Genomic DNA, 15159 nt, shown 5'->3' on the forward strand with positions numbered 1-15159 from the left:
TGCATCCATTTTCAAAGTTATACTGCAAAAACAATATCTTACCAACAAAACACAGGCTGTAAGTGACGTTTAGCACCAGCAACTAATTTCTTAACCTAAGTGGCTACACGTCGGCGGCAAGGATGCCGCCTGTTTCGATGCGGTAGCAAGAACGTACCGTCATCGAAACAAAGGTTTTTGGTTACTTTTTTAAAAAAGTAACGCCAATTAGTGCCTTACATTGAAATTTTCTCGATAAGACTCTGTCTCGCCAATCTCATCAGAAATAGACACACAACGTATTAATACGAAAATTTAGAGTCTCAAAGCCTGTACCAAACAATCCGCATTAATCTCCTGAATCGACTTAGCCCCTGTTAAGGTCATCGCCACACGCATTTCCTTCTCAATCAAATCCAGCAAGTTTGATACCCCTTGCCCACCTGCTGCCGCCAAGGCATAAACAAAGGCACGGCCCAATAACACCGTATCCGCACCCAAGGCCAACATCCGCACCACATCCAGACCATTACGAATGCCAGAGTCTGCCAGAATCGCCAAATCGCCTTTCACTGCATCGGCAATTGCAGGCAAAGCACGTGCAGAAGACAGCACCCCATCCAGTTGCCGCCCACCATGATTGGAGACTACGATGCCATCTGCACCAAAACGGACTGCATCTTTAGCATCCTCAGGGTCCAGAATACCCTTAATCACCATCGGACCATCCCAAAACTCACGAATCCACTCCAGATCTTTCCATGAAATCGACGGATCGAAATTAGAACCTAACCAGCCGATATAATCTTCAAGCCCAGTCGGTTTACCTAAGTATTTCGAGATATTGCCCAAATCATGCGGACGACCACACATCCCGACATTCCATGCCCAATGCGGATGAAACATAGACTGCATATAACGACGCATCGCCGCATTTGGACCACTCATCCCTGAATGCGCATCGCGATAGCGCGCACCCGGCACTGGCATATCCACGGTAAACACTAGTGTTGAACAACCTGCCGCTTTCGCACGTTCCAAGGCATTACGCATAAAGCCACGATCACGCAACACGTACAGCTGGAACCACATTGGACGCTGAATTGCAGGTGCCACTTCTTCAATCGGACAGACGGAAACCGTTGATAAAGTAAATGGAATACCCTTTTGATCTGCTGCTACCGCTGCTTGTACTTCACCACGACGTGCGTACATACCAGTTAAGCCCACAGGTGCTAATGCCACTGGCATCGACAGAGTTTCATTAAACAGTTTGGTTTCCAGACTCAGTGCGGACATGTCATTCAATACCCGTTGACGCAAGGCAATCTCAGAAAGATCCTGTACATTGCGCTTTAAGGTATGTTCAGAATAGGCACCGCCATCGATATAGTGAAATAAAAATGGCGGTAAACGACGCTGTGCCGCAGCACGATAATCATTGCCAGAAGAAATAATCATTTTAAGTCCACTCTCGTTAAACGTGTTGCACGTTTCTGGCGCGCTTCGTCTTCGCCCAGAGCACGTACATGATTAATCACAAATTCAATATGCCCACACACCGCCTGGCGCGCAGCCTCGGGATCTTGACGATCAATCGCATCCATCACCTGAAAATGCTGCTCACTGAGCAAGTCACCATTGACAGGATGGTTATAAACTTTGTTACGCCCGAGCAAGACGTTGTATTGCAACAAGTCAAACAAACCGCGCATCATCTGGATCAACACAATATTGTGTGAAGCTTCCGCAATCGCCAGATGAAATTCTGCATCTGCAACCGCCGCTCGGGCTGAATCGCCTGCATTTTGATAACGGCTGATCTCATCAAAATAATGATGGATTTTGGCACGATCTTCAGCGGTTGAACGCAATGCCGCATAACATGCCGTGCCGCCTTCCAGTAATAAACGGGCTTCTTGTACATCAAAACGATACAGTGGATCTTCTTCAATCAAAGGACTGATCGGATTGACGATGAGCTGTTGCGGCCATTGCTCAGGTAACTGTTGGATATAAGTGCCATCACCACGGCGGCTACTGAGCACGCCCTGACTATTCAACTGTTGGATCGCTTCACGCAAGGACGGACGAGATACGCCTAAGCTGGTCGCCAGTTGACGCTCGGCAGGTAAGCGATCACCTTGTTTCATCTGGCGTTGCTCAATGAGTGCCTGTAATTTCATGACCACTTGATCGGAGATTCTCATCACATTTCCTTGATTAGCGTTATGGAATCATCCACGGCACCAGATAAGCCTGAACCGTGACGATGATGCCGACAAAGACAGTAAATATGATGCTATGTTTTACCGTGAAACGAAACAAGTCTGACTCTTTTCCAACCAAACCCACCGCGGCACAGGCAATCGCAATCGATTGCGGTGAAATCATCTTGCCCGTTACGCCTCCACTGGTATTGGCAGCTACCAGCAGCACTTCTGGAATCCCAATTTGCTGTGCCGTGGTCGCCTGCAAAGCCGAGAACAAGGCATTGGATGAGGTATCGGAACCCGTCAGGAAGACACCCAACCAACCCAAAAATGGAGAGAAGAAAGTAAAGGCATGGCCAGTATGTGAAAGTGCCAGAGCCAGTGTCGCAGACAGGCCTGAGTAATTGGCAATAAAGGCAAAGGCCAATACCATGCCAATCGAATAAATCGGGGTTTTTAATTCATTTAATGTTTCCGCAAAAGTACTGACCGCATCACGGGTTTTCATTTTCAGAAAAATGATGGTGATGATGGCCGCAATAAAAATAGCCGTACCTGTGGCAGAGAACCAGTCAAATTTATAGATCGCTTCATAGGCCGTGGTTTCTGGCACAATCGGCGGCATTTTTTCCACCAGTTTATGCAGATACGGGACTTCGATTTTAAACATCCAGTCCGCCAAGGCACCGTTTTTGGCAAACAGCGCTTTAAACGGTTGGATACTCCAAATCGTCACCATCACGGTTAAAATCATAAACGGCGACCATGCTTTAGCAATCTGGGCAATGCTATAGCACTGTTGAGATGAAGCCGCTTGGTTTGCTGCTTGTTCATCGGTCATGTCAAAACGGAAAATATGCTTTGGTTTCCAGACGCGGAACAATAGGGTCAGGCTGACCAATGAGGCAATCGCAGCGGTAATATCAGGCAATTCTGGCCCTAGAAAATTCGAGGTCAGGTATTGCGCAATAGCAAAAGCACTACCACCGACCAGTACCGCTGGCCAAGTTTCTTTCACACCACGCCAGCCATCCATGATCGCCATAATCCAGAACAGCACAATAATGGTTAAAAAAGGCAACTGGCGACCGACCATCTGGCTGATTTCCATGGTCTCTACACCCGACACTTGCCCTGCCACAATAATTGGAATCCCCATCGCACCAAAGGCCACAGGTGCCGTATTCACGATCAGACAAAGACCCGCAGCATATAGCGGTTTAAAACCTAAACCGACCAACAGGGCTGCGGTAATCGCCACAGGCGCACCAAAACCTGCTGCGCCTTCTAAAAAGGTACCAAAGGCAAAACCGACCAAGAGCATCTGCAAACGCTGATCTTCAGTGATCGACAAAATACTGGAACGAATCACATCGAACTGCCCAGTCTTCACCGAAATTTTATACAGAAATACCGCCCCGATAATAATCCACGAAATCGGCCACAAACCGTAAAAAAAACCATAAACAACAGAAGCAAATGCCATTTCAGCTGGCATTTGATAAGAAAACAGCGCTATCAGCAAAGCAATAATCACGGTACAAGTCCCCGCGACACTGCCTTTCATACGAAACACTGCCAAAGCTAAAAAGAAGAAAATAATCGGGATCAGCGCAACGGCACTGGATAACCAAATATTATTGAAAGGATCATAAAGTTGTTGCCACACATTAAGCATTCTCATCTCCTTGAAATGCTGGGCGTCATTTTGTTTTCACTTCGATATTTAATGAATCTTTTTAATATTGGTATGACCAATATTAAACAAATAAGCAAATCCCACCTATTTGCAATCTAAATCCATCTTAATTGTATGAATTATCAGGCGCAACCCCACTATCACACCAATAATTGGTATGACCAATAATAATTAAAATCAAATCAATCCTTTTCTGTTACTGTGGGCTTTCAGCATTCGACTAAAGTCTGATAAAAAATATCCCGAGCAGTATTCCATTGGTGTACTTCGGGTTACCAATCGCGAAAGACAAAACTATAAATATGACTTTTAGACGATATCTGTATAATCTGTTCACAACTCAAAACAGCAATTGAATTGAACAATATGACGCAACTGACTTGCTTTAAAGCCTACGATATTCGCGGCAAACTCGGTACTGAACTGAATGAAGAGATTGCTTATAACATTGGTCGTGCCTATGGGCAGATCTATCAACCGAAAACCGTGGTGATTGGTTGTGATATCCGTTTAAGTAGCGAAGGCTTAAAACAGGCCACGATTCGTGGTTTGAATGATGCAGGCGTGGATGTACTTGATCTCGGTATGACTGGGACGGAAGAAGTCTATTTCGCGGCCTTCCATCTGGATGTACAAGGTGGCATTGAAGTCACAGCCAGCCATAATCCAATGGATTATAACGGGATGAAATTGGTGCGTGAGAATGCACGTCCAATCAGTGCAGAGACGGGTTTAAAAGAGATTAAAGCACTGGCGGAATCTGGACAATTCGCAGAAGTTGCCGAAAAAGGTACAACGCAAAACTATAATATTTTACCTGAATTCATTGAGCACCTTCTGACCTATATTGATCCACAGAAAATCAAACCGCTTAAACTGGTCGTGAATGCAGGCAATGGCGCAGCAGGTCATGTGATTGATGCCATCGAACAAAAATTCCAGCAACTGAATATTCCCGTAGAATTTATCAAAATTCACCATGAAGCCGATGGCACGTTCCCAAATGGCATTCCCAACCCAATCTTGATTGAAAACCGAGATAGTACCCGTGATGCAGTGCTTCAGCATCAAGCGGATATGGGCATTGCCTGGGATGGCGACTTTGACCGTTGCTTCCTGTTTGATGAAAAAGGGCAATTTATCGAAGGTTATTACATCGTTGGTTTATTAGCACAGGCCTTCCTGATCAAACAGGCTGGTGAAAAGATTGTGCATGATCCACGTTTGGTCTGGAATACCTTTGACATCGTCGATCAATACCAAGGCATCGCAGTACAGTCTAAATCTGGACATGCGTTTATTAAGGATGTCATGCGTGAACACAATGCCGTGTACGGCGGGGAAATGAGCGCACATCACTATTTCCGTGATTTTGCTTACTGTGATAGTGGCATGATTCCTTGGTTGCTCGCCATCGCTCTGCTCTCAGAAACGGGACAATCACTTTCAACATTGGTTGAAAACATGATTGCCAAATTCCCATGCAGCGGTGAAATCAACTTTAAAGTGGCAGACACGCAAAAGACTGTACAAAAAATCTTTGACCATTATGCCGACCAAAATCCACAGGTCGATCGTACTGATGGCGTCAGCCTTGATTTTGGCGCATGGCGTTTAAATGTTCGTGCTTCCAATACTGAACCATTATTGCGCTTAAATATTGAGAGCCGCGCCGATCAAAATCCGCAACCGATGCAGCATTATGTTGATGAATTAACTGGGTTAATTCAGGGTTAATTCAGCCCAATAAAAAAGGAGCATATTGCTCCTTTTTTATTGCTTTGCTATTCAGTTAAAGCCGTTGGGATTCTGTTTCTGCCAATTCCAGCTATCCGCCAGCATATCTTCCAAGGTATATTGAGGCTGCCAACCGAGCTCGCTCAATGCACGCGTGTTGTCTGCAAATGAAGTGGCAACATCGCCTGCACGACGTGGTGCAAATTCAAATGCAACAGGCACACCATTGATTTGTTCAAAGGTGTTTTTGACTTGTAATACGGACGAGCCATTGCCCGTCCCAATGTTCCAAGCACGACAGCCTTGTGTCGATAAGCGATTATTCAAAGCACACAGATGAGCATTGGCCAGATCCACCACATGGATATAATCACGAACACCAGTCCCATCTACAGTGTCATAATCATTGCCATAAATTGCCAGCTTTTCACGACGACCGACTGCGACTTGTGTAACATACGGCATGAGATTATTTGGAATCCCCTGCGGATCTTCACCAATCTGACCGCTTTTATGGGCACCGACAGGGTTAAAATAACGAAGTAAAGCAATCGACCACCGCGAGTCTGCCTGTGCCAGTTTTTGCAGCATTTGCTCGACAATCAGTTTGGTATAACCATAATTGTTATTTGGCATACCTGTTGGCATCTCTTCATTTAACGGAGAACTATTGGCTTCATCATATACCGTTGCAGATGAACTAAATACCAAGTTAAATACGCCAGCACGTTCCATCGCCTTGACCAATTGAGCACTGCCAGCAATGTTATTATCAAAATAAGTCAATGGGATCTGCTGACTCTCGCCTACCGCTTTTAAACCCGCAAAATGGATCACAGCATCAATCGAATGATCCTGAAAAACTTGGTCCAAGCCTTTTTGGTCACGAATATCACCCTTCACAAAAACCAGTGTTTTATTCGCCAACCGTTGTACACGAATTAGTGACTCTTCACAGCTATTCGAGAGATTGTCAAAAACAATAACCTCATGACCTGCATGAAGTAGTTCTAAGCAGGTATGCGAACCAATATAACCCGCTCCACCTGTTACTAAGATCTTAGCCATCTATTTTTCCTAATAATATTTTAAGTAGACCTTGCGTCGATGTATCAAAAGTAGATACATCATCCTGCTCACGATTTAAAATCGGCAAAAGTTGATTGGCAATCTCTTTACCTTTTTCAACCCCCCATTGGTCAAAGGGATTAATATTCCAGAGTACCGATTGCACGAATACTTTATGTTCATACATCGCGATCAGCATCCCTAAACTATAAGGATTTAGTTCTTTGAGTAAAATGGTGGAGCTCGGTTGATTGCCTTCATATTGTTTATAAGCTGGTAAGTCTTTCAATTCATCAGCTGCCAATGCCTGATTACCAAAAGCCAATAAGCGCGACTGTGCTAAACAATTTGATAAGGCCAAATGATGCTGCTCAACCAAGGCCTCTGCACTTTCAGCGTAGGTAAATTGATTGGCATTATAACGTTTTACAGGAGCAATAAAGTCACAACTAACCGAATGGGTGCCTTGATGAAGTAACTGATAAAAGGCATGTTGTGCATTCGGCCCTACCTCACCCCAAACAATTGGGCAAGTAGCCGAGCTGACCTTTTCACCATTGCGTTGAACCGACTTACCATTCGATTCCATTTCAAGTTGCTGTAAATATGCTGCAAAATATTTGAGTCGCCCATCATAAGGCAATACTGCATGAGTCTGGATATCCAGAAAATTATTATTCCAGGCACCTAAAAGACCCATCAGGACAGGAATATTTTGCTGAAATGGTGCGGTCTGAAAATGCTGATCAATGGCATGCGCTCCTGCAAGCAGTTGCTTAAAGCCCTCTACACCAATGGTCAGTGCAATTGGTAAGCCAATACATGACCAGAGCGAATAACGGCCGCCAACCCAATCCCAGAGCAACAGTTGCTTATCAGCAGCAATGCCCCATTCCGTCATTTTTTCAGGCTTAGTTGAAACCCCAATAAAATGATTTTGCAGAATCTTCTCATTATGGCCCAATGCCTTTTCTAGCCATTGACGTACGGTCTGTGCATTAGAAAGCGTATCAATGGTACCAAATGATTTTGACGAGATAATAAATAAAGTTGTTTCAGGACGAAGCTGATGTAGCAATTCCGATAGCTGACTACCGTCCATCGTTGAAACGAAATGTACATCTAAAGGCTTTGTGGTTGTAACTTTAAAATCGGACAGTGCATGTGTCACCATCAATGGTCCTAAATCGGACCCACCGACTCCAATATTGACCACATCCTGAATCACTTCACCTGTCGCACCACGATACTGCCCCGCATGGATTTTATCCACCAAGGCATACATACGCTCAAGCTGTTGGTGTACCGCTTGATTAATCTCGGAAAAGTTTTCGCTTGATAGAGGTAAACGCAGAGCCCAATGCATCGCGGCCCGATGCTCAGTGTAATTCACCTGCTCTGATGAAAATAACTTTTTGATCCATGGTCTCAGATCTTGGGCCTGTGCCAGATCAACCAGACCATTTAAAATAGTCTGGTCAATCCGATGCTTGCTAAAGTCTAGAACAATTTGATCATATTCAACCGAAAAACGTTTAAAGCGAGTAGGATCAGCTTCGAATAATGTTTTTAGATGGGTCTCTTTAAACTGCTTTTGTAAAGAGGACAAATGCTTAAGCACCTCAGCTGGCGCCTTGATTGCAAAAGGTTGAGTCTGCTTGATCATCATTATCGTCCCACCCCCATATATGCAAAACCTTGCGCTTTAACATAATCTGGGTCATAAATATTGCGACCATCCAAAATTAAAGGATGCGCCATAAGCCGTTCAAGTTGCTTAAATTCGGGGCTCCAATATTGTTTCCAAGCGGTCAGTATACAAAGACCTTGTACATTTCTCACTGCATCATACTGATCTTCGCACAGGACTAAGTCATCACGTTGCCCATACATCGATCTAATTTCATCTAATGCCTGAGGGTCATGAAGATAAACTGTTACCCCTTGCGCCCAAAGTGCAGCCAGCATTTGGTGAATCGGTGATTGTTGAATACTGGAGGTATTTTCTTTAAAAGATGCCCCCCAAATCGCAATGGATTTACCTTGCAAGTCACCGTGGTAATAATTCCAGAACTTACGAAACAGGATTTCTTTTTGCTGCTCGTTAATTTCCCAGACTTGGCCTAGCAATTGGCTTTTCACCCCAGTATTTGCCACCGTATTAGAAAGTGTCAAAATATCATGAGAAAAGTTTTCACCGCCAAATCCAGCACCTGGCGCTAAGTAAGCTGAACCAATCCGGTTATCTGCCGCCATGCCCCGTCGCACTGAAGCAATATCAATCCCAAGCTTTTCAGCCACCACAGCCAAGTCATTGATATAACTGATCCGTGTCGCCAACATGCCTGAAATACTGAGTTTGGTAAATTCAGCATCTAGAATTGGCATAAACAGATATTGCTGTTCCAGAGGGAAAAAAGGTCGAAGCAGTTCTTTTACTTTAATCTGAACATCTGTCTGGGTACACCCTACAATCAGTTGTTTGGCTTGAGTTAAACTATGTAAAGCATTTCCTTCTTGAATCGTATCGGGTAAATAGACCCAATCATCCTCGGATAGAATCTGCTGAAAACGCTCAGTGCCTTGTAAACCAAAGGTTGACGCATTAATCATGAGTTTAGGATGAATAATCGGTCTCTGTTTTAACGACTGCAAAAGTTGAAAAACTTGCTGCTCTTGCGTCTGATTAAAACTAAACAGATAAACATCAATATCGAGTGGAATACCGTCCAGATCACGATAACTCAGAAACCTGCTACTTAATTGCTTTTCTAATAACTGGCTAACATGCTCATCATGAAATGAATGTTGCTGCCCTTCTACCGTCATATCCAGTTGCGAACACCAATAAACAAAGTGCCCAGATTCAGACAATAATGCAGACATGACGCCTGCATATAAAGTATTACCAAAAATTGCAACTTTCATTAATATTTGCTCCCCAATCTAGAGAGCCAACTCTTGGATTAAGCTCTTAAAATCTGTGCCTAGTATTGGATGTTCAATACCATAATGTAGTACGGCTTTTAAATATCCAAGCTTATTCCCACAATCAAAAGTCTGACCGACCATACGATAAGCCTCAACTGCTTCTATTTTTTGTAAGGCTGCGATTGCATCGGTAAGCTGAATCTCATTCCCAGCACCGAGTGGGGTATTTTCCAGCAGCCCTATAATTTGAGATGGTAAAATATAGCGCCCGACTACAGATAAATTTGAAGGCGCTGTGCCTACTGCAGGTTTTTCTACAATACCTTGCATGACAATACTTTCACCTTCATGCGGTGATGCAATAACATCCACAATACCATATTGGTCAACCAAATGGTCTGGCACTGCTTCTACCATAATTTGTGCAGCTTGCGATTGTTCAAATCGTTGAATCATCAAGGATAAATCATTTTTATGGCTTTTATTTTTTACGAGTACATCTGGTAATAACACAGCAAAGGCTTCATCACCGACAATATCTTTAGCACAAAGTACCGCATGTCCAAGCCCTAAAGGTTGTGGTTGACGAACACTCACGACACTGACATGTTTTGGTAAAATATCAGTAATTTCTTTAAGTAGATCAAATTTCTTTTTTTGCTCTAAGGTTGTTTCCAACTCAAAATTACGATCAAAATAGTTCTCAATCGACACTTTAGAAGAATGCGTGACCAAAATAATTTGTTCAATACCCGCTTCAACCGCTTCACGCACCACATACTCAATCGCAGGGCGATCGACAACAGTGACCATTTCCTTTGGAATCGATTTACTTGCTGGTAGGAATCGTGTACCTAAGCCTGCGACTGGTAAAATTGCTTTTTTGATCATCATCATTATTACTTAAAAACAAATAGTTACTTTACAGATTGGTCAATATTATTTTGAGGTTCATTACCTTTAAATAATGAAGGGCCAACATGGCCTGGAGCATTAATCCCTTCTCTTCTTAACATAACTTTAACAGTCTGGAACATCAATTTAAAGTCAACCCAAGTATTGTGATTATCAACATACCACACATCACATTTGAATCTTTCTTCATAATCAAGTTCATTACGACCACTCACTTGAGCCAGTCCCGTCATTCCAGGGCGAACTTCCAAACGACGTGCTTGTTCTGGAGAGTATAGTTCAACAAAATCTTTCAACATTGGACGAGGCCCCACCACACTCATATCGCCTTTTAATACGTTAATAAGTTGTGGCATTTCATCTAAGCTAGTAGATCGCAATTTCTGCCCAAAAGACGTGATACGAGCCTCATCTGGCAATGGATTTCCTTGCGCGTCGAAGGCATCCTTCATTGAGCGGAACTTAATCATTTTAAAAAGTTTGCCGTTCTTACCTGGCCGCTCTTGAAAAAAGAATATAGGGGAGCCTAAATTTTTACGCACTTTATAAGCAACAAATAAAAATATAGGTGAAAGCAAAATCAGTGCTATAGAAGCAATAAAAATATCAACTAGTCTTTTCATTTAGATCTTTTAAACCCATGATCTCTATAAGTTTGGAGTTCACTTTTTCAGCATCAAATTTTTCTTGCGCTATTTCATAGCTCTTCAATCCCATTTTATTCACTTGCCCAGGATTTTCTATAAAGTAACACATTTTATCTGCTAAAGCTTCTGGATTCCATTTAGGAACCAGAAAACCATTGACACCATCTACAACAGTTTCACGACATCCAGGTACATCTGTAGTAATAATTGGTCGCCCTATAGCCATCGCCTCTTGAGTACTACGCGGAACACCTTCTCGATATGATGGCAGAACAAATATGCTTGTTTCTGTTATCCAATCTTGTACATTTGTAACATAACCAGGATACTCAAACAATTGCTCTTCAATAAGGCGATCTAATTCCTCTTGTTTTAAAGCCCCCATATTTTGCGAATCTATCGCACCTAATATTGTAAAATGAGCTTGAGGATACTTTTGCTTTACCAACCTCATCGCATCGATCAATTCAAAAATACCTTTCTCTTTTAACAATCGCCCAATAAACAAAAATTTTATAGGATTAATAGGCACTTCTGAAAATGGATATTGATTTAAATTCAGACCTATCCCTCCAAGGATATGTACTTCAGGTACATTTAAACCATATACTTTCATTAAATCATGCTGATCATCTGCCGTTAAAAAAATCATTTTATCTAGACATGGAAATGCCATACGATATAGTAATACTTGAATATTACGAATAAGTTTCGTTTTAAATTTCTGCCTTTCTGGTTGCTCTGTAAAGGTATATCCTAGCCCTTCTAACATTCCAATAATCAAGGGCACGTTAGCTGCCTTTGCCGCCATACTGCCGTAAATTACAGGTTTTGCAAAATAAGAAAATGCTATATTTGGCTGAATAGCCGATAATATCTTTTTCAACTGTAGAAAAGATTGAATATCTGCAAATGGGTTTAAACCACCTCTACTCAATTGATAGGTGATTGGTATTGCACCTAAAGCCTTTATTTTCAATAGACATTGATCAGTATATTCGGACGTCAGTGCATATACTGTATGTCCTTGTTGAATTAAAAACCTGATCAAATCTGCTCGAAAACCATAAAAACTCGCACCTGTTGTACCAATTAATGCAATTCTTTTAGATCCCATATAGCTTCAACCATTTTTGTACTGAACTGTCCAAAGAAAAATATTCCTCAACTCGGTTTCTTGCATCTCTATTATTCTTTGTTTTATCAGTTTCTTCTAACACCAAAACATCATTAAATGCTTTCGATAAAGCTTCAGCATTTTGAATTGGAACGAGTTTCCCTGTTGTTCCCATAATTTCAGAACTTCCACCACAATCAGTTGCAATAACATAAGTTTCACATGCCATGGCCTCAATCACAACAGTTGGTAGACCTTCATATTTTGATGAAAGAACAAAAAAATCCGACATATTTAACAATGCAGGGATATCATCTCTTCGACCAAGTAATATAACATTAGATTGCAAATTCAAAGTATTAATTAATGCTTCAATTTCTTTGCGAAGCTCACCATCGCCAGCAATGACTAATTTAGGTTGTTTCTCTTTAAAAATGGAGGTCTCTTTAAATATTGAAAATGCTCTTAATAAATTTGGATAATCTTTAGCTTCATGAAAACGACCAACAGACAGAAACAATGGTGTAGATTCCGAAACATTAAGTCTATTTTTCAGCCAGTTATCTTTATTATTTTTTCAAATTTACTAAGGTCTATACCATTATATACCGTCACAATCCCATTTTCAGGTACAGCTCCTAATTTTTCAAAACTAAGAGAAGCATTTTTACTTACATTCGTTGTTATATCAGAAAGATTATGAGTGTATTTGTAAGCGAGCATTCTAAACTTCCCACCTTCATTATTACTATGAGCTGAGCAGATTAAACGTGGAACTGATAAAAATTTCCTAGAAATTCGAGCAAAAATATTGGCATGAACCATATGAGCATGAATAACATCCGGCTTAAAATCTAAAATTATTTTTTTATAGTTTTTATAAGCAACTTTAACTTTTGTTAAATTTTCCAAACCTAAATAGATAAGTTCAATTTCAGTATTTTTTGGCCGAACAACGACACTACCCTTTAGATAAGCTATTTTTACACAATGACCGAGTTGTGACATTTGATCTGCCAAATCCATGACTACTTTTTCAGCTCCACCACCACCTAACCCAGTGATTAAATATAAAATTTTCATAATCTTTTTAAAAACATCCAAATTAAAAGTGTTAAAATAAAACCTGATGAATAAATAAAGTTATTAAAATTTGTAGAAAGAGAAACCATGAAAATTGCGGAATAGGAGTATATTGCCAAATTGCTTGCTGTCTTTGCTCTCTTATATATATAAACACAACAAAAATAGATAATAGCAGCACACCAAATAGGAGCAACAATTACACCTAAAACACCAAAATTAGCCCAAGCCCCTTGTATAATAAAGCTATTTACATTTTTCCATAAATTATTACTATACAAATCTGGATAATAGTATTTAACCAACTCCTCAGACGTTTGCATTGTCGGAATATTTCCAAGCAAGCCATCCAACCGAAATAAAACAGCATCAAAATATTTAAATGATTGAACAGCCCCATAATACTCAACAGACAAATAGGACCCAGCAATTTGCGCAATAAATAATCGCCCAGACAATAACTCTAAAACCTCACTCAGCTCATTATTATAAAACAATAGAAACATCATGAATAAAATAAAAAATAAACCACCACCTATAGGAATTAATCGACCAAAAGACAAATTATAATCTTTAAAATTGTTTTTAAGAAAAAATACCGATAAAATCAAATATAGCAATGGAGCTTTCTCAGTACTATAACCCAGTATAATAATCGCGTTTATTACACTTAAAAATACCACCCAATTAGGAATACTAACATTCCGCTTTAAGGCCAAAACATACAATAAAAAAATAGGAAGAAAATAAACCAAAACCCTTCTAAAACCATAAACCCAACCTGGTAAATCAAAAGCAGATTCAATCCTTGAGTTCATAATAAACTCGCTTCCAGCCCCAATATGCAATATAGGAATAACTGGAAGCAAGGCTAAAAAAATCAACAACAGAACAGTGTTTAAAATAGATATTATTACAACATTATTAATAGTCGTTTTATAGCTATTATAATGAACAAAATCTTTTGTTTGTACTCCACAATTAAATCATAAATCTTCTGCTTAAATATCAAATCTAAAACCACAATAGTTGCAGGGAATGCAAATATACACCAAGCAATAAAATATGAGGTCAAATAAATTGTATTTTCAGAAACTGGCTGTAATGCAAGATCAGTTCTAATCCCAACAAGGATAGCTATAGCACCTGGCACAACTAAAAGAATACATTGACAGATGTATTGAAAAGACAATAAATTCCAATATTTAAAACCAATTGGTAAAGCACGGCTTAATAAAAAATCCCCGAGAAGCATGATGCCAATATAATTAATATTACAAAAACTACCATTTCAACGACCTTAAAATTAATTTCAGCATGTATTTAATAGAGCCTTTTGAAATCAACTGCTCCTTCATAAATATGAATTTCACATATAGACTCCAAGATTTTCTTAAATCCACATTTAAATACTCATTAGCTGAAACCAAATAAATACAGGCTAAAGCAGCATCAGAAAAATCACTCCTATCAAACATTTTAACTATATCCAGCCTACCTTGATGCATAAGCTCTAGCTGGTTTGATGTATTATTATCATGCCTTCTATATTTAACAAAAATCTCATCTATATAATCAAGAGAGTAACCAAGTTCTGTGATTTTCAACCACATAAACCAATCTTCAATAACAATTCCTTCTACATATCCGCCGATTCTATTTATCACGTCCATTCTTAATAACTGAGTAGGCGCTGGCAATTCGTGTTTATGTAAAAATATATCTTTAAAATTATACCTTTTATTGTTTTTCTTCTTACATTTCCCACAG

Annotated in this window: 14 protein-coding genes; 1 reads left to right on the forward strand and 13 read right to left on the reverse strand. The window is 40.5% G+C overall.

The genetic code is table 11. From position 1 onward, the window contains the following. Positions 1-294: 294 nt before the first annotated feature. From lldD to lldP, 3 genes are read right to left on the reverse strand one after another with little or no spacing between them, the layout of a single operon-like run. Positions 295-1440 carry an FMN-dependent L-lactate dehydrogenase LldD gene (lldD, locus tag NQU59_RS02965; RefSeq protein WP_005240556.1) on the reverse strand — a complete coding sequence of 382 codons (1146 nt, stop codon included), beginning with the start codon at positions 1438-1440 and terminating at the stop codon, positions 295-297. Next, positions 1437-2189 carry a transcriptional regulator LldR gene (gene lldR, locus NQU59_RS02970; protein WP_257064943.1) on the reverse strand — a complete coding sequence of 251 codons (753 nt, stop codon included), beginning with the start codon at positions 2187-2189 and terminating at the stop codon, positions 1437-1439. The genes lldD and lldR overlap by 4 nt, the downstream gene beginning before the upstream one ends. Before the next feature lie 19 nt (positions 2190-2208). Beyond that, positions 2209-3876: an L-lactate permease gene (gene lldP / locus NQU59_RS02975; protein WP_257064946.1), complete on the reverse strand. Its 1668-nt coding sequence runs from the start codon at positions 3874-3876 to the stop codon at positions 2209-2211. A gap of 381 nt (positions 3877-4257) precedes the next feature. Here lldP and NQU59_RS02980 point away from each other — a divergent pair, with 381 nt between their 5' ends. Beyond that, the gene (locus NQU59_RS02980) at positions 4258-5628 is read left to right on the forward strand and encodes a phosphomannomutase CpsG (protein ID WP_257064949.1); all 1371 of its coding nucleotides are present in this window, start codon (positions 4258-4260) and stop codon (positions 5626-5628) included. Positions 5629-5679: 51 nt separating this feature from the next. Here the strand turns inward: NQU59_RS02980 and galE are convergent, their stop codons facing one another. The 10 genes from galE to NQU59_RS03025 all read right to left on the reverse strand — a co-directional run bounded on the left by galE (position 5680) and on the right by NQU59_RS03025 (position 15056). Continuing rightward, entirely contained in the window at positions 5680-6696 is a 1017-nt protein-coding gene (galE, locus tag NQU59_RS02985; RefSeq protein ID WP_257064950.1) for a UDP-glucose 4-epimerase GalE, read from the reverse strand. Then, a complete protein-coding gene (pgi, locus tag NQU59_RS02990) occupies positions 6689-8365 on the reverse strand; it encodes a glucose-6-phosphate isomerase (RefSeq protein ID WP_373462967.1) in 1677 nt (558 codons plus the stop codon). Before pgi ends, galE begins: the two co-directional genes overlap by 8 nt. Then, on the reverse strand, positions 8365-9624 hold the full coding sequence (locus tag NQU59_RS02995; RefSeq protein WP_257064956.1) for a nucleotide sugar dehydrogenase: 1260 nt from the start codon (positions 9622-9624) through the stop codon (positions 8365-8367). The genes pgi and NQU59_RS02995 overlap by 1 nt, the downstream gene beginning before the upstream one ends. Positions 9625-9642: 18 nt before the next feature. Beyond that, positions 9643-10518 carry a UTP--glucose-1-phosphate uridylyltransferase GalU gene (galU, locus tag NQU59_RS03000; protein WP_257066133.1) on the reverse strand — a complete coding sequence of 292 codons (876 nt, stop codon included), beginning with the start codon at positions 10516-10518 and terminating at the stop codon, positions 9643-9645. Between the two features lie 26 nt (positions 10519-10544). Beyond that, on the reverse strand, positions 10545-11165 hold the full coding sequence (locus NQU59_RS03005) for a sugar transferase (protein ID WP_257064958.1): 621 nt from the start codon (positions 11163-11165) through the stop codon (positions 10545-10547). After that, positions 11149-12306, reverse strand: coding sequence for a glycosyltransferase family 4 protein (locus NQU59_RS03010; protein ID WP_257064960.1), 1158 nt, complete (start codon positions 12304-12306; stop codon positions 11149-11151). The genes NQU59_RS03005 and NQU59_RS03010 overlap by 17 nt, the downstream gene beginning before the upstream one ends. Next, positions 12296-12826 (reverse strand): glycosyltransferase, encoded by a 531-nt coding sequence (locus NQU59_RS18725; RefSeq protein WP_306436577.1) that lies wholly within the window; start codon positions 12824-12826, stop codon positions 12296-12298. Before NQU59_RS18725 ends, NQU59_RS03010 begins: the two co-directional genes overlap by 11 nt. Before the next feature lie 32 nt (positions 12827-12858). Beyond that, positions 12859-13389, reverse strand: a complete 531-nt coding sequence (locus tag NQU59_RS18730; RefSeq protein ID WP_306436578.1) for a glycosyltransferase — start codon at positions 13387-13389, stop codon at positions 12859-12861. Next, positions 13386-14258 carry a hypothetical protein gene (locus NQU59_RS03020; protein WP_257064961.1) on the reverse strand — a complete coding sequence of 291 codons (873 nt, stop codon included), beginning with the start codon at positions 14256-14258 and terminating at the stop codon, positions 13386-13388. The genes NQU59_RS18730 and NQU59_RS03020 overlap by 4 nt, the downstream gene beginning before the upstream one ends. Positions 14259-14672: 414 nt before the next feature. Beyond that, a complete protein-coding gene (locus NQU59_RS03025; protein WP_257064962.1) occupies positions 14673-15056 on the reverse strand; it encodes a hypothetical protein in 384 nt (127 codons plus the stop codon). Between the last annotated feature and the right edge of the window lie 103 nt (positions 15057-15159).

The organism is Acinetobacter colistiniresistens (assembly GCF_024582815.1).
In the GTDB taxonomy this organism is placed as follows: domain Bacteria; phylum Pseudomonadota; class Gammaproteobacteria; order Pseudomonadales; family Moraxellaceae; genus Acinetobacter.